Source organism: Kitasatospora sp. NPDC087861 (assembly GCF_044742585.1).
In the GTDB taxonomy this organism is placed as follows: Bacteria; Actinomycetota; Actinomycetes; order Streptomycetales; family Streptomycetaceae; genus Kitasatospora.
In genome coordinates this window covers 1-18,540 of the sequence record NZ_JBIUUS010000032.1, presented here as the reverse complement: position 1 = coordinate 18,540, position 18,540 = coordinate 1, and the positions used below count along the sequence as shown (strand labels likewise).

The 18,540-nt window shown below is 70.8% G+C and carries 14 protein-coding genes and 3 pseudogenes; 7 read left to right on the top strand and 10 right to left on the bottom strand.

Features of this window, described 5'->3' with window-relative positions:
• Positions 1–87 precede the first annotated feature (87 nt).
• The 8 genes from ACIOJE_RS32380 to ACIOJE_RS32345 all read right to left on the bottom strand — a co-directional run bounded on the left by ACIOJE_RS32380 (position 88) and on the right by ACIOJE_RS32345 (position 8,705).
• Entirely contained in the window at positions 88–1,365 is a 1,278-nt protein-coding gene (locus ACIOJE_RS32380; protein ID WP_280683894.1) for a hypothetical protein, read from the bottom strand.
• Positions 1,366–1,396: 31 nt separating this feature from the next.
• Positions 1,397–2,902, bottom strand: coding sequence for an ATP-binding protein (locus ACIOJE_RS32375; RefSeq protein ID WP_280683895.1), 1,506 nt, complete (start codon positions 2,900–2,902; stop codon positions 1,397–1,399).
• Positions 2,903–2,926: 24 nt separating this feature from the next.
• Complete coding sequence (locus tag ACIOJE_RS32370) at positions 2,927–3,376, bottom strand: DUF6238 family protein (RefSeq protein ID WP_280683897.1); 450 nt, start codon at positions 3,374–3,376, stop codon at positions 2,927–2,929.
• A 37-nt stretch (positions 3,377–3,413) separates the two neighbouring features.
• On the bottom strand, positions 3,414–4,883 hold the full coding sequence (locus ACIOJE_RS32365) for an SCO6880 family protein (RefSeq protein ID WP_280683899.1): 1,470 nt from the start codon (positions 4,881–4,883) through the stop codon (positions 3,414–3,416).
• 142 nt (positions 4,884–5,025) lie between these two features.
• A complete protein-coding gene (locus tag ACIOJE_RS32360; protein ID WP_400781144.1) occupies positions 5,026–6,438 on the bottom strand; it encodes an ATP-binding protein in 1,413 nt (470 codons plus the stop codon).
• 15 nt (positions 6,439–6,453) lie between these two features.
• Positions 6,454–7,149: a hypothetical protein gene (locus tag ACIOJE_RS32355; protein WP_280683903.1), complete on the bottom strand. Its 696-nt coding sequence runs from the start codon at positions 7,147–7,149 to the stop codon at positions 6,454–6,456.
• The gene (locus ACIOJE_RS32350) at positions 7,149–7,457 is read right to left on the bottom strand and encodes a DUF6112 family protein (protein ID WP_063346628.1); all 309 of its coding nucleotides are present in this window, start codon (positions 7,455–7,457) and stop codon (positions 7,149–7,151) included. Before ACIOJE_RS32350 ends, ACIOJE_RS32355 begins: the two co-directional genes overlap by 1 nt.
• Before the next feature lie 78 nt (positions 7,458–7,535).
• Positions 7,536–8,705, bottom strand: a complete 1,170-nt coding sequence (locus tag ACIOJE_RS32345) for a C40 family peptidase (RefSeq protein WP_280683906.1) — start codon at positions 8,703–8,705, stop codon at positions 7,536–7,538.
• 574 nt (positions 8,706–9,279) lie between these two features.
• On the opposite strand from ACIOJE_RS32345, the pseudogene ACIOJE_RS32340 reads away from it, so the two are divergent.
• Positions 9,280–10,026 (top strand): annotated as a pseudogene (locus tag ACIOJE_RS32340) (DNA-methyltransferase).
• A gap of 81 nt (positions 10,027–10,107) precedes the next feature.
• Here ACIOJE_RS32340 and ACIOJE_RS32335 read toward each other — a convergent pair.
• A pseudogene (locus tag ACIOJE_RS32335) lies at positions 10,108–10,722 on the bottom strand (DUF5655 domain-containing protein); the annotation flags it as partial.
• Between the two features lie 288 nt (positions 10,723–11,010).
• On the opposite strand from ACIOJE_RS32335, the gene ACIOJE_RS32330 reads away from it, so the two are divergent.
• The 5 genes from ACIOJE_RS32330 to ACIOJE_RS32310 all read left to right on the top strand — a co-directional run bounded on the left by ACIOJE_RS32330 (position 11,011) and on the right by ACIOJE_RS32310 (position 17,000).
• On the top strand, positions 11,011–11,832 hold the full coding sequence (locus tag ACIOJE_RS32330) for a TnsA-like heteromeric transposase endonuclease subunit (protein ID WP_280683909.1): 822 nt from the start codon (positions 11,011–11,013) through the stop codon (positions 11,830–11,832).
• Positions 11,829–13,034: a hypothetical protein gene (locus ACIOJE_RS32325; protein ID WP_280683911.1), complete on the top strand. Its 1,206-nt coding sequence runs from the start codon at positions 11,829–11,831 to the stop codon at positions 13,032–13,034. Before ACIOJE_RS32330 ends, ACIOJE_RS32325 begins: the two co-directional genes overlap by 4 nt.
• A gap of 604 nt (positions 13,035–13,638) precedes the next feature.
• Complete coding sequence (locus tag ACIOJE_RS32320; RefSeq protein WP_280683913.1) at positions 13,639–14,490, top strand: sensor domain-containing protein; 852 nt, start codon at positions 13,639–13,641, stop codon at positions 14,488–14,490.
• Positions 14,487–16,442, top strand: a complete 1,956-nt coding sequence (locus tag ACIOJE_RS32315) for an AHH domain-containing protein (protein WP_280683915.1) — start codon at positions 14,487–14,489, stop codon at positions 16,440–16,442. The genes ACIOJE_RS32320 and ACIOJE_RS32315 overlap by 4 nt, the downstream gene beginning before the upstream one ends.
• A 96-nt stretch (positions 16,443–16,538) precedes the next feature.
• Positions 16,539–17,000, top strand: coding sequence for a hypothetical protein (locus ACIOJE_RS32310; RefSeq protein ID WP_280683917.1), 462 nt, complete (start codon positions 16,539–16,541; stop codon positions 16,998–17,000).
• Positions 17,001–17,222: 222 nt separating this feature from the next.
• On the opposite strand, the pseudogene ACIOJE_RS32305 reads toward ACIOJE_RS32310, so the two are convergent.
• A pseudogene (locus tag ACIOJE_RS32305) lies at positions 17,223–17,844 on the bottom strand (transposase); the annotation flags it as partial.
• A 194-nt stretch (positions 17,845–18,038) separates the two neighbouring features.
• On the opposite strand from ACIOJE_RS32305, the gene ACIOJE_RS32300 reads away from it, so the two are divergent.
• On the top strand, positions 18,039–18,467 hold the full coding sequence (locus ACIOJE_RS32300; RefSeq protein WP_280683919.1) for a hypothetical protein: 429 nt from the start codon (positions 18,039–18,041) through the stop codon (positions 18,465–18,467).
• The last annotated feature ends 73 nt before the right edge of the window (positions 18,468–18,540 follow it).

Genomic DNA, 18,540 nt, shown 5'->3' with positions numbered 1-18,540 from the left:
TCGCCCCCGGGCGCCGGGGGACGAGGCGTTGATGATGCGGGGATGCGGGAGTTTGGCCCGGCCGGAATCCGGTGGTATGGCGGCTGGTCACCGGGCAGGGCGTCGCGCATCCGGACGCGGTGGTGCCGGCGGGGCTGGGGCCGGGGTGCTCTGTCCCCGGAGGTGGCCGGAGCGGGCGAGTGCGGCCTTGACCTGCTCCTCGCAGTTCGGGGTGGGCAAGCCGATCCTCGGCGTGACGTGCGCGGCGAGCGCGGGAAGCGGGCCGTCCGTGATCGGTGCGGCGCACTCCCACGCTTCCTGGTTGCGCAGATCCTCCGCACGGTCCCGGGTCCGCTCGGCTTCGGGGCTTGTGCCGACGATGGCGCCCATGGCGCCGTGCCAGCCGTCCTGGATCTCCTGGAGGCTGGCGAGTGCAGCCTCGGTGACGTAGAACCGACGCAGGTCGGGGCCGACGACGGGGTCAAGGCGGTCCTCGATGACGGTGGCGGCTCGGATGCCGGCCGCCAGGTGCGGGCCCTGCTCGGTGAGCGTGGTGATGTAGCGCCAGGCGGCGCGGTTGCGGTCAGCCTCGGATTCGAAGGCGCCGATCTCGCCGTGGTGGCCCCAGGGCGAGCCGGGTTCGGGGATGTACGCGGTGCTCAGGCGCTGCAGGGCCTCGGCGGCGAAGGTGAAGGAGTTCGTCCGCGCGCGCCAGGCGGCTTCCCGGTAGCCGGGCGCGAAGCGGTCCCTGACCTCGGCCGCCACCGTGGCGGGTGCCGCGTCGGTCGGGAACACGATGCAGACCGGGGGCTTCACGTCGTCGAGGCGGTAGTCGGGAGCGTCATCGGGCCGGACCGCGCGGACCACGAGCTCGTCGCCGGGGCGCGGCCGTACGGCGAGGAGCCGCTCCCCGCCAGGGCCCGCGAGGGAGAGGGCGGTGTGCGGGGCCGAGACGCTGCCCCAGGGCGCTGGGCCTCCGCCCCAGAGCCGCTCGCTCAGTTCGACGAGGTCCCGGCCCGGATTGAGGGGGCAGGGCTGGACGAACCAGCCGGGCAGGTGCTCGGCCAGTTCGGCGGCCAGCGGCGGCACGGGTACGGGGCGGTGGGGCTGGTCGGGCAGCGCCCGGCCGTCCTCGTCGAAGTACACCCGCACATACGTCTCGTTGCCGGGTTCGGCGGCGGCGCGGGCGTCGCAGGGCCGGAACAGGGCGTAGGTGGATTCCCACTGGGCGCCAGTGTGGCGGGTGGAGGTGAGTACGAGGTGCCAGTCGGCGTGAAGGGCGGGGCGCTGGTCGGGGCTTGCGGCGATCAGCTGCTCGAACTCCGTGAAGTCGGCCGCCGTGAGGTGGGCATGGTCGAGGTAGGACTCAACGTCGTTGGTAGACACTCGGGTTCAGGATTCTCGAAGGGGCAGCTGGTCAGGCGGCCATGCGGAAGTCGGTGTCGTACAGCTGCTTCTCCTTGGAGTGGAGGAGGTGCTGCACGATGAAGCTCAGGCCGGCGACCTTCCACAGGCCCCGGCCGCGGGTGAGTGCGGCGATGGCCTGGGCCTCGACACCGGTCAGGCCCAGCAGGGACATGGCGGTGGGGATCTGGTCCGGTTCCTGGCGGTAGATGATCCTGGTGCTGCAATCGGCCAGGAGGCCCTCAGCCAGGACGCGCCCGCGCGATCCGGCGTCGCCAGCGGAAAGCAGGTCGGAAAGGCGGTGCAGGATCAGAAGATTTGCGAGCCCCAGCCCGCGGCTGAGCTTCCACTGCTGCTGCATCCGCTCCAGCAGACCGACGTGCCGCATGATCCGCCATGCCTCGTCGTAGATCACCCACCTGCGGCCACCGTCCGGGTCGGCGAGGGCGGCCTCCATCCACGCGCTCGCGCAGGTCATCGCGAGGACGAGAGCGGTGTCGTCGCCGCTGCTGCCCAGGCGGGACAGGTCGATGGAGAGCATCGGCGCGTCCGGGTCGAACGTGACGGTGGACGGCGCGTCGAACATCCCGCTCAGGTCGCCGTGGACCAGGCGGCGCAGGGCGTGCGCGAGGTCGTCGGTGGCGTGGCCGAGGCTTCCGGCCTGGCCGCCGAGGGCGGCGTTGAGGCGCTCGGGGCGGCCGAGGGCGTGGGCGATGTCGCCGAGCAGCGGCACCGTGCCGCTCAACTCGGCGTCGGCGACGACCAGGTCCAGGGCGACGTCCAGGCCGGTGTGCTCCATCGGCAACAGGTCGCGCTTGAGCACGGTGGCCGCCAGGCTCGCCAGCAACAGGAGGCGGCGCTTGCGGACCTCGCTGGTCCAGTCTTCCTCGCTCACCCCGGCCGGGCGGGCGGGCGCATCGAGAGGGTTCAACCGGCCGGGCAGGCCGGGGCCCAGCGCGATGGTCTGCCCGCCGAGCGCCTCGGCCAGACCCGACCACTCACCCTTCGGATCGGACGGCACGTAGATCTTGTAGCCGTGGGCGATCGACCGGGTGGCGATCGACTTGGCCAGGGCGGACTTGCCCATGCCGATCACCCCGCACAGCACCGCGTTCGGGTTCGTGAACCCCTCTATTCGGCCGGAGTTGTAGAGGGCGAACGGGTCGAAGCAGAACGAGCCCTCGGCATGCAGGTCGCGGCCGACGAAGACGCCCTCGGCGCCGAGGCCGGCCTCCGCGAGGAACGGGTAGGCCCCCGAGGCGGTGGCGGTGGTCAGGCGGTGTTTGGGCAGTCGGAGCTTGCCGCCGCGGGCGGAGGCGGGACCAGGCCGGCCTGATACCGGGTAGACGGGCTGGAGATCCGCGTCGGTGCCGCTGTTCCGGGGACGCTCGGCGGTGGGCTGAGCGTGGCGGGCCTTGGTGCGGGCCCGGGCGAACTCGGCGCGGGCGGCGCGCTGTTGGGCGCGGGTGCTCTTGCGCGGGACGAACAGGTGGCTGGCGGTAGCGCGGTTCCTGGGCATGATCACGAATCCGGGACTGTCGGGTCAGCGGCGGACGAGGCCGCTGAACGGGGCGTGCAGGTCGGCGGGGGTGGTGCGGCGGCGCACCAACTGCGTGGTCTCCTGGTGGCGGCGGCAGATGCTCAGCTCCGGCGCGCCCTCGGGCAGGCGGGCGTGGCACGCTTCGGGGCCGGGGACCTCGCCGCTGCCGGGCCGGGGCGAGGCGTGGTAGGCGGCGTGGAGGTGGTCGGCGGCCTGCCACAGGCGGGTGCGCGCGGCCTTGAGGTGGTCGCCCTCGGCCGGCAGCAGCGGCGCGGTGCGCTGGGCGTGGGCGTCGAGGAGGCCGTGCAGGGCGACCAGGTGCTCGTGGAGTGAGTCGAGTTCGGCGCGGGAGGCGACCAGCGGGCCGGTGGGGATGTTGAGTGCCCGGTGGAAGTCGATCGCGGCGGTCGCGTAGGGGACGAAGTCCTGCGTGGTGGCGGGGGTGGCCGGCATCGGGGGGGTGCTCTTTCGGAAGGCGGGAGGGCCGGCATCAGGCGGCGAGGGCGAACGGCAGCGCGGAGGCGGTGAACGCCTCGGCCTGCTGCCAGGTGAGCGGGCGCAGGTCGAGCTGCGCGCCCACGGCGGCGGTCTCCACCACGGCGCAGGCGGAGCGCAGCTCGTCCTCGGTGTCGGCGGAGACGGTCAGCAGCCCGGTGAGGGCGACGTCGGCGTGGCCGGCGATCAGCTGCCGCTCGCGGTCCTGGATGTCCTGGTACTCCACCGAGTCGGCCTCGCTGGAGACCTGGCCCTTACGGGCCCGCTCGGCCGAGTCGGCGATCACGCTGGCCTTCTTGCGGCGCACGTCGCGCAGCGCCGAGTCGAGGTCCTGCGGCTCGTAGGCCAGGGAGACGGTGCGCCGCACGCCGGAGGCGAACATGACCTGGTGCAGGAAGCCGGGGTTGACCTGCGTCCGCGGCCAGTTCTCCACCCAGTAGGTGGTGTGGTGGGCGGAGTCCGTCGAGATGTGGTCGGCCTTCTCCACCACGACCACCGGGCCGGCGGCGGCCGGGTCGGCGGACGGACGCCCGTCCGTCGACCAGCGGTCCAGCGCCGCACGGGACTTGGGGTCGTAGGCGGTACGGGCGACGCCGGCGATCTCACCGTCGGACAGCCAGCCGGACGGGGTGAGCCCGGCGGTACGGGCGGACTGCTCGAACGCGGAGGTGAGCTGGGCCAGGACCGCGAAACCACCGGTCAGGCCGCCTCCGGCCTGGGAGATCAGCCGCCGCGCGCCCTTGAAGTCCAGGGCGATGGCGACATACGCCTCGTGCGGGGCAGCGGCCGGACCGGCGCCGCGGATCAGCTCCCCGTACAGCTCGCCGGCCAGCGCCGCGTCGGGGCGGCCGTGCTCCTCCCAGTACCGGCGAAGCGCATCACCGGTGTCCGGGACGGTCCGCTCGATCACCTGGATGCGGGCGACCTGGCCGGTGCGGGCGAGCGCGGCCAGGGAGCGCCCCCACCCGTTGACGTTGGCGTTCTGGGTGCCGGGGTCTAGCAGAGCGTACGCGCGGGAGGAGACCTTGACGATCGCGGTGAGGGTGCCGGCGTGCGGGTCGTGGACAGCGCCGTAGCGGCCATCGGGCGCGGTGACCACGCGCAGGCTGGCCGCGCTGCCGGGCAGGTGGAGCAGGCCCTCGCGCACCGGGCGGGAGGAGGGACGGGTGAGCCAGACCAGCTGGCCGCGCAGGCGGCGCAGGCCGTAGCGGGCGGCGACTGGCGCCCAGTCGGCGAGGGTGCGGCCCCGGTAGCGGATGAACACCAGGGCGGCGACACCGGCCCACAGGGGTATGAGCTGCAGGGCGCCGGTGACGCCCTGGGTGACGAGCGCGGCGAGCAGCAGCAGGCCGGTGGCCGAGGTAGTGATGAGTTGCGGGGCGCTCAGGCCGAGCAGGATGCCGCGCTTGGAGCGGTGGGGGAACTTGACGGACGCAGGGGTGGCGTCGGGCGTCGAGGAGGACATCGGGGTTCCAGAGGGATGAGCGTGCGGGCGGCGGGCGGGGGCGCGGCACTCTTCTGGACGTCATCGCGGATGCTCCTTCGCTGGTGGTCGGGGCCCTGGGGCGGGCGGCAGGCTGCCGCCCGCCCCAGGGCAGGGGGGCCGGTCAGGAACCGGGCGGGGTGGGACTGTTCGGGTAGACGAACCGGGCCGGTGCCGGAGCTGGTGCTCCGCCCGGGGCCGGTCCTGCGCTAGCCGGTGCGGGCGGCGCCGGGACACCGGGGCCCGCCGGGGCCGTCGACACGCCCGGCACGGACGGAGCGGAGGGCTGGGCCGCGACGCCGTCCTGACCGCCGCCGGACGCCGACTGGTCACCACCGCTGCCGGGGGAGGCCCGGGTGATCAGGGCCGGGATGCCGGGCCGGGTGACCAGGGCGCGTCCGCGGTCGCCTCCCGCGCTCGGGTCCTCGCCGAAGCGGAACTTCGTCGGCTGCTGCGCGGGGCCGGCGTCGATCCCCTCCGTGCTGATCCGGCCGGTCGGGTCGATGCCGGAGGCGGCACCGCCACCGCCCATGCCCGGGACCTGGGCCGGGCCCTGCGGCGCCGGGACACCGGTGCTCATCTGCATGGCCAGGGAACCGGCGGTCTTCGCCGCCCCGGCCGCGACCGCCATGCCGGCCATGCCGGTGCGGTGCGTGTCGTCGTGGCCGCTGCCGTCCGTCGCCCAGCGGACGAACTTGTAGACGGCGTACGGGCACAGCAGCACCATGACCATGATCACGACACCGGCCATGGCGTCGGACAGGGCGGCCATGCCGTCCTTGGCGTCCGTCTTGCCGAGCGCGGAGACGCCGACGAGGAACACCACCGTCATCAGTAGCTTGGAGACGATCAGGGTGGCGGTGGCCTCGATCCAGCCGCGCCGCCACCGCTGGGCGACCTCCCAGCCGCCGCCGGCCCCGGCGAAGGCGGCGAGCACCACCAGGATCAGTACGCCGACCTTGCGGGCGACCATCACGCACCAGTAGAGGAACGCCCCGATCGCGCTGCCGACCGCGACCAGGGCGGGGATCGCCCAGCCGAGGGCGAACATGGGGCCGAACTGGGACACCTTGATCATGCGCCTGACCGCGTCGGCCACGCTGGTGTGCGCGGCTTGGAACAGCCCGGCCGACAGGGCGTCGACCACGGTGACCGCGACCGCCGTAAAGCTGATCGCGCCGAAGGCGAACAGGACGCCAGTCATCGTGCCCCAGCCGGCCTTGGCCAGCGCCCGTTCGTCCCGCCGCCAGGCGGCCAGGACCAACTGCGCGCAGAAGGTGCCCACGGTCAGGATCAGCCCGATCGGCAGGATCAGCTGGTAGTTGTCCCTGAACCACGGCGCGGACAGGTCGATGGCCGTGGTCTCGTCGACCGCCTTCGCACACAGGTCGACGGCGCTGGCCGCAAGCTCGCCCATCGACTTGGCGATCCACGCGCCGATGCCGTCCGTGATGCTCTTGCCCGGGTCGCTGACGAAGTTGATGCCGTCGACGACGTTGCAGACCTGGGCGACCATCGGGAGGTTACAGATATCCACGAGGAACTCCCGAGGTCAGGGCGCCACGGCCGGCAGCACACCGGCCAGGGCACACGGGCGGTCAGGACGGCACTGGACGGCGAGGGTGGCCGAACGGTCCTCGGCCCCGCCCTGCGGGGCGCCGTTCCAGGAGATCGACTGCTTCCCGGAGACGGTCACGGCGTAGACGTACGCCTGCGTGATCGCCCCCGGATCGGCCTGCAGGGCCTTGGTGAACCTGTCCGGGAAGTGCGCCTCGTCCGCGGTCGCGGTGGCGAACTGCCCGGAGTCGGCCATCCGCCCCCACAGCACCGGGGAGGGCACCAGGCGGTCGACCGAGTCGGCGTCGAGGTACTGCCCCTCGCTGGTCAGCCACCGGTGGAGGGAGGCCACCAGCTCCGGCTGCGAGGAGGAGCGGGTGTCGTACGACCACAGCGCCACCGCCGCCGCCTTCGCGAACGCGATCGGATCGTGCGTCGAGGGCGGACCCGGCAGCGACTTCGGATGCCCGCCCGGCGACGGCGAAGCCACCGGCGCGGAGGATGCGGCCGAACCCGCAGCCGCAGGAGCCGGATTGGCGGCCTCGCGTCCGTCCCGGGTGACGTAGGCCAGCACGCCGGCAGCGGCGACGAGCACCACCAGGACGAGCGAGCCCAGCAGCGCCCGGCGGCGCACCAGCGCGCCGCCGGAGCCCCCTGGGCGAGGGCCCGAGGCGAAGGAACGTTTCTGCATCACTTGACCTGGCTTCCAAGCGTCGAGAAGAAACTCACGACACCGTTCGCGGCGCCCAGCAGCAGGGCGGCGCCAGCCGAGACGAGCACGCCCTTCTTGCCGTTGGCCTCGGCCTGGTGGCCGCCGGAGTGGTGGCCCCAGGCCCACACCCCGGCGCTGACGGCCAGGGCTCCGACGACCGCGATGATGCCGAAGAGGTTCAGCGAGCCCATCACCTGCTTGAGGACCGAAAGGCCGGGCAGGCCGCCCTCGTTGGGGGTGATGCCGGGGTCGTAGGCGAGCTGTACGACTGCGTCGGCGAGATACAAGGGAAGCTCCAGAGCGGTTCAGGGCGCGCGAAGGCAGCCCAAAGAAAGGGGGAGAAGAGAGGGGGGAGGAGAAGCCGGTCAGGCGACCCGGCGGGCGGCGAGGATCTCCGGCCGCCACGAGGCGAGGGTCGAGATCTTGACCACGTCACCGGTCTTCGGCGCGTGCACGATCAGCCCCGAACCGATGAACATGCCCACGTGCTCCGGCACGGCGGCGGTGCCGCGGGTGAACAGCAGGTCGCCCGGCTTGAGCGAGTCCGCCGAGACGGCGGTCCCCTGCTTGACCTGGTCGTACGTGGTCCGCTCCAGCGAGACACCGGCCGAGCGGTAGGCCATCTGCATCAGCGAGGAGCAGTCACACCTGCCCATCGGGTCCGCCCCGTGCGAGGACGCGCACGTGCCACCCCACTGGTACGGCGTGCCCAACTGGCCGAGCGCCCAACGGATCGCGGTCTGCACCGGCTGCGGCGCATCCGCCGGAATCGTGTACCCGTTGGGCAGCGAGCCTGCGGGGATCGTGCCGAAGTCGCTGCCGTCACCGCCTGCCGTGGGCGTCCCGCAGCCACCGCCCGCTGCCGGGCCGGCGCTCGCGCCAGCCGTTGGTGCCGGCGTCGGATTCGGCGAGGTGCTGGAGGCGGGGTCGAGCAGCGGCGCGAGGGCCTTCTGGAGCGCCTCCGCCAAGGGCTGCCACCTGGCGTAAGCGTCCGGGAAGCCGGAACGCTGAACCGCCTGGGCGGCCTGGGTGACGGTCATCGACTCCCAGCCGCTGACCTTCTGCAGCGCCTCGTAGAACTTCGTCGAGGCGTACACCGGTTGCATGATCTGCTCCGGCGTGCCCCAGCCCTGCGAGGGCCGCTGCTGGAACAGGCCCAGCGAGTCCCGGTCACCGCCGTTGACGTTGCGAAGCTCGCTTTCCTGCAAGGCCGTTGCCAGGGCGACGACCTGGCCGCGCACGGGGATGTGCATCGCGACACCGGTGGCCTGGATCGTCCGGGCGTTGGGGATCTGCTCGGACGGCTTGCTCAGCCCGGCCACGGCCGGCGCCGACAGCGGGCTGGAGCCCTTGAGGATCGCCTCGACCTGTGCCGCCACCGCTGTGGAATCCACGCCCTGTGGATTTCCGCCGGACGGACAGGAGTTGGACGTGGAGGTCGAGGCACTGCCCGCGGCGACGATCGCGACGGGCAGGGCCAGCACCAGCGGACCGGCGGCGACGACGCCGATGAGCGCGCCGACCGCCTTCTTCACGACGGCCCCCGGTCACCGGGCAGCGGCCGGACGGGCAGCAGGGGCGGATGAGGGCATGGGTGTGCCAGGGCATGCTGCATCGCAGCGGCTCCTTGCGGGTTCGTAGGAGAACGCGGTGCCGGCCTCTCGTGCGAAGAAGTCGCCGGCACCGCGCCGGTGGTGAAACCGCCCTCGTGCAGGGCGGGCCCGGGTCACGGGAGTTGGTAGCTCCGGGACGTCGGTCTCGGGTCACGCGCGGCAGCCGGCCGCGCTCGTAATCTCAGCCGGAACACGACGACGCTCCTCGGGATCGGGGGGAAGGGGAGATGCTGCCGGCGTGGCTCCGCGGGCACAGGGCAGCACGGATCAACACGTGCCGGGCCAGGCCCGTTTGGCCTGCTGCCCGGTTGGCATGGCGAGACAGTAGACGCGAAAGTCGGCCGCACCAAACGACCCCTGGCCGAGCCCGGCACCCCGTCGCTGCTCATTAGGTACGGCCGCCGACCGCGGCTACCTTCCCCGGCATCCCCGCTCCCGGCGGCTGCCGCCGGGCGCCGCCCGGAGCGGGCCCAACCACGCCCCGAAGGAAGACCCCATGAGCTACAAGCTGCACCGCGGCGACGCACTCACCGTGCTGAAGACCCTCCCGGACGAGTCCGTCAACGCCGTCATCACCGACCCGCCGTACAACTCGGGCGGCCGGACCAGCTCCGAGCGCACCAGTCGCGACGCCCGCGCCAAGTACGTGACCAGCGGCAGCATCCACGACCTCAAGACCTTCCCCGGCGAGAACCGCGACCAGCGCTCCTACCGCTCCTGGCTCACCGAACTGCTCACCGAGGCGTAGCGAGCGAGCACCGAGCACGCGGTCGCGATGGTCTTCTCCGACTGGCGGCAGGAGCCCACCACGAGCGACGCGCTCCAGATGGCCGGCTGGACCTGGCAGGGCACCATCCCCTGGATCAAGCCCGCCAGCCGGCCCCGCAAGGGCGGCTTCAAGCAGTCCGCGGAATTCATCACCTGGGGCGTCAAGGGCACCCTCAACAACAGCCGGGACCTCTACCTGCCCGGCCACTTCACCGCCTCCCAGCCCCGCAAGGACCGCGTCCACATCACCCAGAAGCCCCTGGAGATCATGCAGCAACTCGTCCAGATCTGCCCCGAGAACGGAGTCGTCCTCGACCCGTTCACCGGCAGCGGCTCCACCGGCGTCGCCGCCCTGCGCGAAGGCTGGCGCTTCGTCGGCATCGAACTCAGCCCGCACTACGCCGAGATCGCCGAACAGCGGCTGCGAGCAGAGCTGACCCAGGACGACTTCGTCCTGGCCGGACCGGAGGCGTGAGATGAGAACCAGCAGGCTGACCGGCCGCAGACGCGAAAGGGCGGCTGGAGCACGAAGCTCCAGTCGCCCTTCCTCGTTCCGTCAGGACTCCTCGACCGCCCGCCGGATCAACGGCACCGCCTTCTCCACGTCCGCCGACGAGACGATCCGCACCTCCAGATCACCCGTCCCCAGGTGCCCGATGCCGCGCACGTCGCGTGTGAAGCCCTCCTCCAGCTCCACCGTGTCCGGGTCCAGCCGCAGGTACAGCAGGATCACCTGGTGCCCCGGACGGAACAGGACGCTCGCCACGTTCTGCAGACGGCGGTACGCGATGTAGTGCTTGAGGGTGACGACCTCTACCTCGCCCGACGCGGTGAGCACCTCGTTCAGCTCCCCATACAGGTCCCGGAGGCACTCCGGGATGTCGTCGAGAACTGGCAGCTCGTCGGCCTCGGCAGCAGCCGCCAGAGCTGTGACCGCGCCCGATCTGCGGGGCACCGCCGGGCCCGCGGCTCCGGAGACTGGCTCCACGAGCTGGAGGCTCAGCAGCCCGCCGTCGAAGATCCGGTAACGCACCAACTCGATCCGCCAGGACCGGCCAAGGTCTCCCACCGCGACCCGGTCGTGATGTGAATACCCCGCCGCGATGCACAGCGCACGCGGCGCGCGCCAGTCGATGGACTCGGCCGCCTCCGCGCCCAGCTTCTCTCTGACTGCGACTGCCTGCCGTAGGTGTCACCTTCGAGGGCTGCTGACCTGGGCTGGTGCCAGTTCTTGGCGGCACAGCGGTGGCTGGGCTGCCAGGTGTTGTTGTCACTTACGTACAACGCCGCATCTAGCAGAGCCGGGGTGCGGAATGCCGGGTTTCTAGGAAACCCGCTCCCTGGCCCGGGACTTCCCCGTCGTTTCCGCCTGGCGTTGTCAGCTCACAACGAAAGGCGAAGAGGCGTGGCCTCGACGTTGCCTGGTGGATACCCAGCGAAGGCGGCTTCGGGTACTGGCTTGTGGTCCGATACCTGTGACCTGGACGACCTTGCCCATGGTCACGCGGGGTTCGACGCCCGCAGGAAGACATTGAACCTTACGGCCGGCTGGAGCGACCGGTGGACCGCGACGTGGTGCTCCGGCCGGACGTCGGTCACCTGCACGGTACGGAATCTCGGCGAGGTCGAGGTGGTCCAGATCCGGCCGGTACGCCGCTTCACGTGGCGGACCGGCCAGTGGCACAGGCCGGGCCTGGAGTACCTCATCAGCACCAATCGGCATCACGGCTTCGAGAGCTATGAGGAGGAACTGCTGCTCTTGATATCCGACTTCGCGGGCGATCTGGCAGAGGCGCTGGCCCAGCCCTTTCGCCTGCGGTTCCTCACCGCGGACGGGACGGTCGAGCACACCCCGGACTTCCTGCTGCTGACCGGCTCGGGACCGTGGTTGGTGGATGTCCGGCCGGCCGGACGCATCCGGCCGGAGGACGAGGTGAAGTTCGCGGCGTCGGCCGAGGCTGCGCTGGCGGTGGGCTGGAACTACAGCGTGGTGACCGGCTGGTGTCGGCACGCGGTGAGGATTGTCGACGCTCTGTCGGCGGGCCGGCGGGAGCTGACCGATCAACTCGGCCTCCAGGAACAGCTGCTCCGGGTCGCCGCGTCGGGGCCGATCGCGTTCGGCGAGCTGGTCGAGCAGTGCAGCTACCCGGCGATCGCCCGGGCGCACGCACTCCACTTGCTGTGGCACCGCCGTCTGGGTGTCGACATGTCGCAGCCGCTGTCGGACGAGAGCCCGGTCCGCCTGGCGGCGGACAACAGCACGCGCGGAGGAGAAGGGTGACGGCACCCGCCGCGGGTTCCTGGGATCTGGCGCCCGGCAACGAGCTGATCATCGACGGCTCCGAGTGGACGGTGGAGACGTTCGAGCCCCAGGTGGGCAAGGTCGTTCTGGTCCCGGTCGACGGGCCTACCTGGCACACCTCGGTGCGGGAGCTGATGCATCACCCCGGTCGCCGCCAGTCGACCCGTACACGCAGGGACCTGCCGGCTGCGAGCCGGGGCCGCCAGCCGAAGGCGATGACTGATCTGACACCGGAGCAGCAGCTGACTCTGCTGCGGCTGGCCCACCTCCACGAGGTGGAGACCGGCTACCTCAGTGGTGACCCGCTGCTGGCCGGACCGGCCGAACCGCGTCCGCAGTACGATCCGGAGACACTTCTCCGCACCGACGGCCGGGCCCGTCCGCGGGAGACGATCCAGCCGCTGGCCCAGGCCGCCGTCGCCCGCCACCCCGGCCCGTACACCACGCTGCGGCGCCAGAACCTCTCACCGGCTCTCGCCCGCGCTCTCGTCCGCCAGGTCCACGGCTTCCACGCCGCCGGCCGCACCGAGAAGGCGAACGTACGCGTCGCCTCCCGGGACTGCCGTTTCGGCATCGAGCACGTCCCGCCCTTCCTGCCCCGGCACTGGTACGACGAGCACTTCGCCGGCTTCGCCGACCGCTTGGACAGCCCGACCAGCTACACCGTGCGGCACCTGCGCAGGGCCGCCAGCCTCAAGCTCGCCGAGATGGCCGTGAGCACGATGGGCAAGCTCCGCCCCCAGATGGCGGGCGGCGGGCTGTGGGAAGACTTCGAGATGCGGGTCGAGAACATCGCCCGCAGGCTGGACGACGACCAGGCCCGCACCGACTACCAGCGGCGCCGCCTCGCGCTCACCGACTGGCAGGTGCCCGCCGGCCACTGGGCCGCACTCTTCGACGACCTGAGCCCGCGGTTCTCACGGATGGCCGGCCAGGACGGTCAGCTCGCGGCGACGGTGCTGGTCTGGACCGAGATCACCCAGGCCGAGTACGCGCACAGCCCCGTCCTGACCGGGATGCGACGCGCGGGAGCCGACACCACCAGGCTCATCGACAACATCACCCAGGCGTACACCCCGGTCAACCGGACAGCCACCGTGCGTGCCCTCCTGCGCGGCCGGCTGGAGACCTGCGCCGCCAGCATCGCCGCCCGCATCGACCAGGGACGGCCCCCGCACTGACCCACGGTGGCGACGAACGAGGCGCCCGCGCGAGTTTCTCGCGTATGGGCTTGGTGAGCCTGCAGTCGTTGGCAATGCGTTCGCGGACGTCGATGTGCTGGAGAGCACCGAGGTACTGGCAGGCGGTGAGCAAGCCCTCATGGCACGCCCCACCAGACTGGAAGACTTGTCACCCGATCGGGTGAATCCGAATCGCCGGTGAGAGTGCTGTTCGGCCCGGCGAAGCCACGTCCAGCATGGGACGGCGCTCGGTGTTCCTCCCCGGAGCCCAGCCGGTGCCGTGTGAGCGGGAGCCGCTGCGGATCGGGTGCCGGTTCGGTCTCGCGAGCGGCATGGCCATGAAGTACGTCCTGACCGGCCCGTCCTCGGTTACGAGCGGGTCGGCCTTGCCGGAGTCGGCACGCAGTCACGACGGCAGCGGTCAACGAACGTTTTGACGACGGAAGGTAGTCGGGCGTGCGCCGATCGGAATGCTCAGCAGGGCCTCAAATCGGCGGAGAAGGGCTTGCCGCGGTGGACTGAATCGGCGACTCTGTGCATCGGCGAAATCCACAGAACGTGATCAGGCTTGCTGATTTGACGCTGTGTCATGGGGGGATGAGGCGTGGCCGAGGACTCCGATTTCATCATCGAGCCGCCGAAGGCGGGCCCGGCCGACGAGGGTCCGGTGGGTGCCGTGCCTCGTCCCTCGGTGCCGGCGGACGAACGGGGCCCGCTGCCGGCGGACTTGGCGGCGCCGCAGGCCTTCCCCGGGGGGCCGGGGCCGGGCGGGCCGATTCCTGCGGGCCGGGCGAAGCGGAGACTGCTGGTGGCGGTCGCCGCCGTGCTATGCGTCGGGCTGGCCGTCGCCGGGGGGTGGTGGTGGCTGCGGGCGTCGAACAGCGGGGACCTGCACGTGGCAGCCGGGACGGTACAGGCGGACCTGCTCGTCCCGGATGAGGTCAGCAGGCTGGCCGGGACGACATTGGTGGCCGGTCCGAGGGGCAGCGAGCCTCCCGAGGCGGTCGCGGTCGAGCCGTCGGGCTGCGCGGTGGCGGCGGGACCGGCCACCAGGTCGGTCTACGGGAATGAGTGGACGGCGTTCCTGTCGGCGACCTACCAGGACCCGGCGGGGACGGGTGACCACACGGTGACCCAGGTCGTCGGCGTCTACCCCGACGAGGACAAGGCCTCCGCCGCGTTCCGCAGGCTGGACGAGGGCCTCAGGGGATGCCCGTCCGCCGTGCGGACCGACCCGGACGGCAGTACGTCGGGGTGGACCTACAAGACCGACACCGTCACCCCGGACACCGTCGGCTGGACGGCGACGCAGGACTCCGGAGACGGCTGGGGCTGCCACCGCCAGGCCCGACTCAAAGGCCGGATGCTCCTGCAGGTGGCGCTCTGCTCGGCGGGCGACGGTCGGCCAGCCGTCGCGCGGATCGCGGACCGGATCGCTGAGAAGGTGACCACATGACCCCCCGGCTGCCGGTACGGCGAGGGGCGGCAGCTCGCGTTCCGGGCGTCGCGTGGCGCGGTGCGTGCCTGATGCTCCTGGCGGCGCTGGTGCCGGTGCCGACGGCCGGTGAGAGCGCGGCGGCCCCGGCGGCCGATCCGCCGGTCGCCGCACTGAACGCCCCGGCTGCCATTGCGCCTGTGTCCGAGCCGCTGCGGCCGAACGCGGGCTACCCCGCCGCCCTCAACGCCCGGATCGCCGCCTTCGACCAGCAGATCGGGACCCTGCCCCAGCGCGCAAGTGAACTGGCGTCGGAGACCCGCAAGCTCACCGAGAGCATCGCGGCCCTGAAGGCGAACTCCGAGGCCGCCGCCAAGGACTCCTCCATCGCCCTGGGCAAAGCCTCCGCTCTCAACTCCAAGACCGCCGCCCTCAACGCCCGGATCGCCGCGCACAACGCCGCACCGCACGTCTTCCAGTTGCCCGCCCAAGCCGCGGCCGGGGCCGCGTACGACGCGGAGAAGGCCCAACTCGACGCCGAAGCGGCCCAGCTCCAGGCGGAACGGGCCGCGATCGAACCGGAACTCTCGAAGGCCAGCGCCAGACAGTCCCAACTCGCCGACGAGGCCGTGAAGCTCGGCGCCCAGGCGCGTGCCCTCGGCACGAAGGCCACCGCGATCCAGAACGAATCACAGCAGCTGGTCTCCCAGCGCCGGCAGATCCTGCAGGACGCGGCCACCGCGAACCAGGGCCTCATCGGCACCCCGCCCGCCCCGACACCGATGGCCCGGGGAGCCGACGCCCCCCGCCCGCCCGCCGCCCGCGGCACCGGCGCACCATCCGCAGGCAGTGACGCCCGCACCCCGGCCGGCAAGAACGCGGCTATCGACGCCCACGCGAAGACGAACGGCATCAAGGTCGACAAGCGGCCCGGCACCGCCTACCTGGCGCCCGACGCCGTCAACCGCCTCGACGCCTCCGACCTCGCCCGGCTCACCCCCGTGGCCACGTACGACGCCCTGGTACCGAAGCCCAACGGCCACTACAAGGCCCTCCAGGTCCAGGACACTGACAGCGAGACAGAGCCCGGGCAGGAGGCCTTCAACACCGCACTCGCGAAGGGTGGCCAGGCCACCACCGCCAACGGCGGCAAGAAGATCATCGACGAAGTCGAGACCCTCTATACCTGCGAACCCAACAGCTTCACCGCGGGGACACCGGTCCTGCTTGCCGACGGCCGCACCCTGCCCATCGAACAGATCAACCCCGGCACCCAGGTCCGCGCGACCGACACCACCACCTGGAACACCGCACCCCACGCAGTGACCGCAGCGATCCAGCACACCGGACCGCACACGATGGTCGACATCACCACCGGCAACGACGCAACGCTGCACGCGACCGACCGGCACCCCTTCTGGAACGCCGGCACCGGACGGTTCACCGACGCGATCGACCTCAAACCCGGCGACGACCTGCGCAATCTCGACGGCACGACTGCCCGGATCACTTCGACCCGCACCTACCCGCAGGATCTCACGGCCTACAACCTCACCATCGACGGCGTACATACGTACTATGTGCTGGCTGGGTCGACTCCGGTTCTGGTACACAACGCTAACTGCTCCAGCAATGCGAAGATTATCGGCGATAATATGACGGCTGCTGGAATCACCCGCCCAGCAGACACGGCGGCGCATCATATCGTTGCGAGCACCTCGCCGAAGGCGGCGCTGGCACGAGCGCAACTGGCCAAGTTCGGTATCGACATCAATGATGCCGAAAATGGAGTGTTCCTCCCTCGCGGCTCAGCCTCCGCCAATCCGACTGGGGCATCGGTCCACTCCAGGATTCACACAAATGACTACTTCAATTACGTGAACGACATGATGGCTGGTGCCAGAAACGCTAATGAAGCACGAGATGTCCTGAGTCATATTCGAGGACAGCTTGATGGCGGGTACTGGCCGTAGTGTCGTGAGGTTGTGACCCTCGTCGCGCTGCAGAGATCCACGCTATTATGCATCGCGGGGAGGGTTGCTTCTTTTGGTGGGAGAGGTACGTAGACGGTGACTCAAGCACTGCCAATCGAGTCCGCAGAGGCTGCGGCCAGGAGACTGCTCGATGCGCGAACCGGTTCGGGCGGCCCTTCTCCGGAGGAGCTGTTCGATGTGCTGAAGCGTTTCGAGCGTATCGAATTCGCCGTGCCAGATCTTCCTGACGCGGATGGATTTATCTTTCAATACGGCTGCGCTAGCTGGTTCGCTGAGCCGGCCTTCACGATCGGTTTTTCTCGGCAGTTCGAGGTCATGGATCAGGATGGCGAGCACGAGTGCTACTCGCAGTTGGCTATGGAGTATCGATACGAGATGGACGCTGACCTGCAGTCACTAGCGGAAGAGAGTTGGTGGTTCCGGGATTCGGCAGAATCATTCGATGCCTGGTTGCAGGTTGCAATCGATGACCCCGTTTGGAGAATCCTACGCGGGAGGCGGCCGCGAGAGTTTGATATCTCGCAGTCCATGGTCTAGGAGTATCTCGCGCTTCTTGGCCATCGTTCGGGATGTTTGCATGTAGGTCCGCTCGAACTAGCCTCGATCCTTCATGGCGGTCCGTCGGTTCATATGGCGGGCCGTTTCGGCTTCGTGGTCTGGTGGCGGGCATGCCTGCGGCCCGGCTGCCGCGTCGGGTGGGCGCCGGATTCCACTGCTCCGGCCGGAGGATGGTTCGACGGGGCAGGGTGTCGTTGCTGGTCAGCCGGGCTTCGGCAGGGCTTGCAGTCGCTCGAACGCGGTGGTGATCGTCTCGGTCCAGGGCTAGTGGCGGGCCAGACCGAGCCAACGGCGGCGGCCGGTGGTCACCAGGTGGGCGGCGGAGAACGGGCGAAGCCGCAGGCGCTTGGGCTCCCAGCGGCGCGCGGGCCCGTCGGCGGTGCCGCAGCTCCAGGTGCGTGATCGGGGCGTGGGTGGTGTTGGTGGCCAAGCAGGTCAGCCGCATCCCGTCGGCGTCGGTGAAGCGCAACTGGGCTCCGGGGGGCGGGCGTTCTTTGCGCACGATCAGCCGCATCCCCTTCGGCCAGCCCTTCAGGACGTCGCCGGTGAGCTCGGCCACCCAGGCGCCGTCGCGGATGACGCCGTCCGGTTCGACGGCCGGAGTCCAGGCAGAGGCGGGTGCCAGCAGTACCGCCTGATGGATCGCCTCCGTGATGGTCATCCCGACCGAATAGGACAGCCACCGGCCGTGCGCTGTCAGCCAGTTGAGGAACTCGTGGGTGCCGGCGCCGGAGTCGGCGGCGGTGTTGCTGCCCGCGTTCCCCGGCCGCAGCAAGCCGGCGACCGGCTCGCCGGAGCCCTCACCGCCGTGGTCCACGAACGCGAATGTCCTGTCGCGTTGAGCTTGTCTGTGGATCTTGCGCCGAGCTGCGGTGTTGCCAGGTCGAGTGAGAACACTCGGCTCGGGATTCTCAGTGCATCTGGCTTCTGCGGAATCCGGGGGCTGCGAGCCGCAGTCTTGGCAGGGCAGTCGGGGGGAATCTGGACTGGGCCTGGGGCGACGTAGGCTCACGGGCTGTGAGCCAACAGGGTGAGGTCGGGAAGACGCGCTATCTGGTCCTTCATGACTATGGGATGGGGGGTCTGTGGTGGTGGGTGTGGGCGGGCTCGGCGGAGGAGATCGTCAGTGCCTGCGCCGAGGTTGAGGTGATCGCGGACCCGGACGTGGTGAGACGTGCCGAGACGTGGGGTTTGGAGGAGGTCCGTCTTGACGATCCGGACCCGAATCCGCTGTCCAGCCTCCGCGCTCAGCGGGATGCCCAGCGTGGCCAGCCGGGATTCGGTGTCCTGGCGGGACGGGACCGTGTGTGCCTGCGCTGGCCGGAGGGCGAGGAAGGAGAGGTCTTCTTGATGGAACTCGGGCCGGACGGACGGCGGTTGCGGCAGGTTGAGATCGGCCTGGACGGTGGTTCGGTCAAGACGGGCATTGAGGAGTTTTCATCCTGAGAACCGCAGTTCACGGGGGCTGGCGTGAGTTCGAGGCGGGGTGCTCGGGCTGGTCGGGGGCGTGATCGCGGTC

Excerpts from the sequence above, each read along its gene's own strand:
- ACIOJE_RS32315 (WP_280683915.1), top strand. The coding sequence starts at position 14,487 with ATGACCCCCCGGCTGCCGGTACGGCGAGGGGCGGCAGCTCGCGTTCCG.
- ACIOJE_RS32365 (WP_280683899.1), bottom strand. The coding sequence starts at position 4,883 with ATGTCCTCCTCGACGCCCGACGCCACCCCTGCGTCCGTCAAGTTCCCC.
- ACIOJE_RS32355 (WP_280683903.1), bottom strand. The coding sequence starts at position 7,149 with ATGCAGAAACGTTCCTTCGCCTCGGGCCCTCGCCCAGGGGGCTCCGGC.
- ACIOJE_RS32375 (WP_280683895.1), bottom strand. The coding sequence starts at position 2,902 with ATGCCCAGGAACCGCGCTACCGCCAGCCACCTGTTCGTCCCGCGCAAG.
- ACIOJE_RS32370 (WP_280683897.1), bottom strand. The coding sequence starts at position 3,376 with ATGCCGGCCACCCCCGCCACCACGCAGGACTTCGTCCCCTACGCGACC.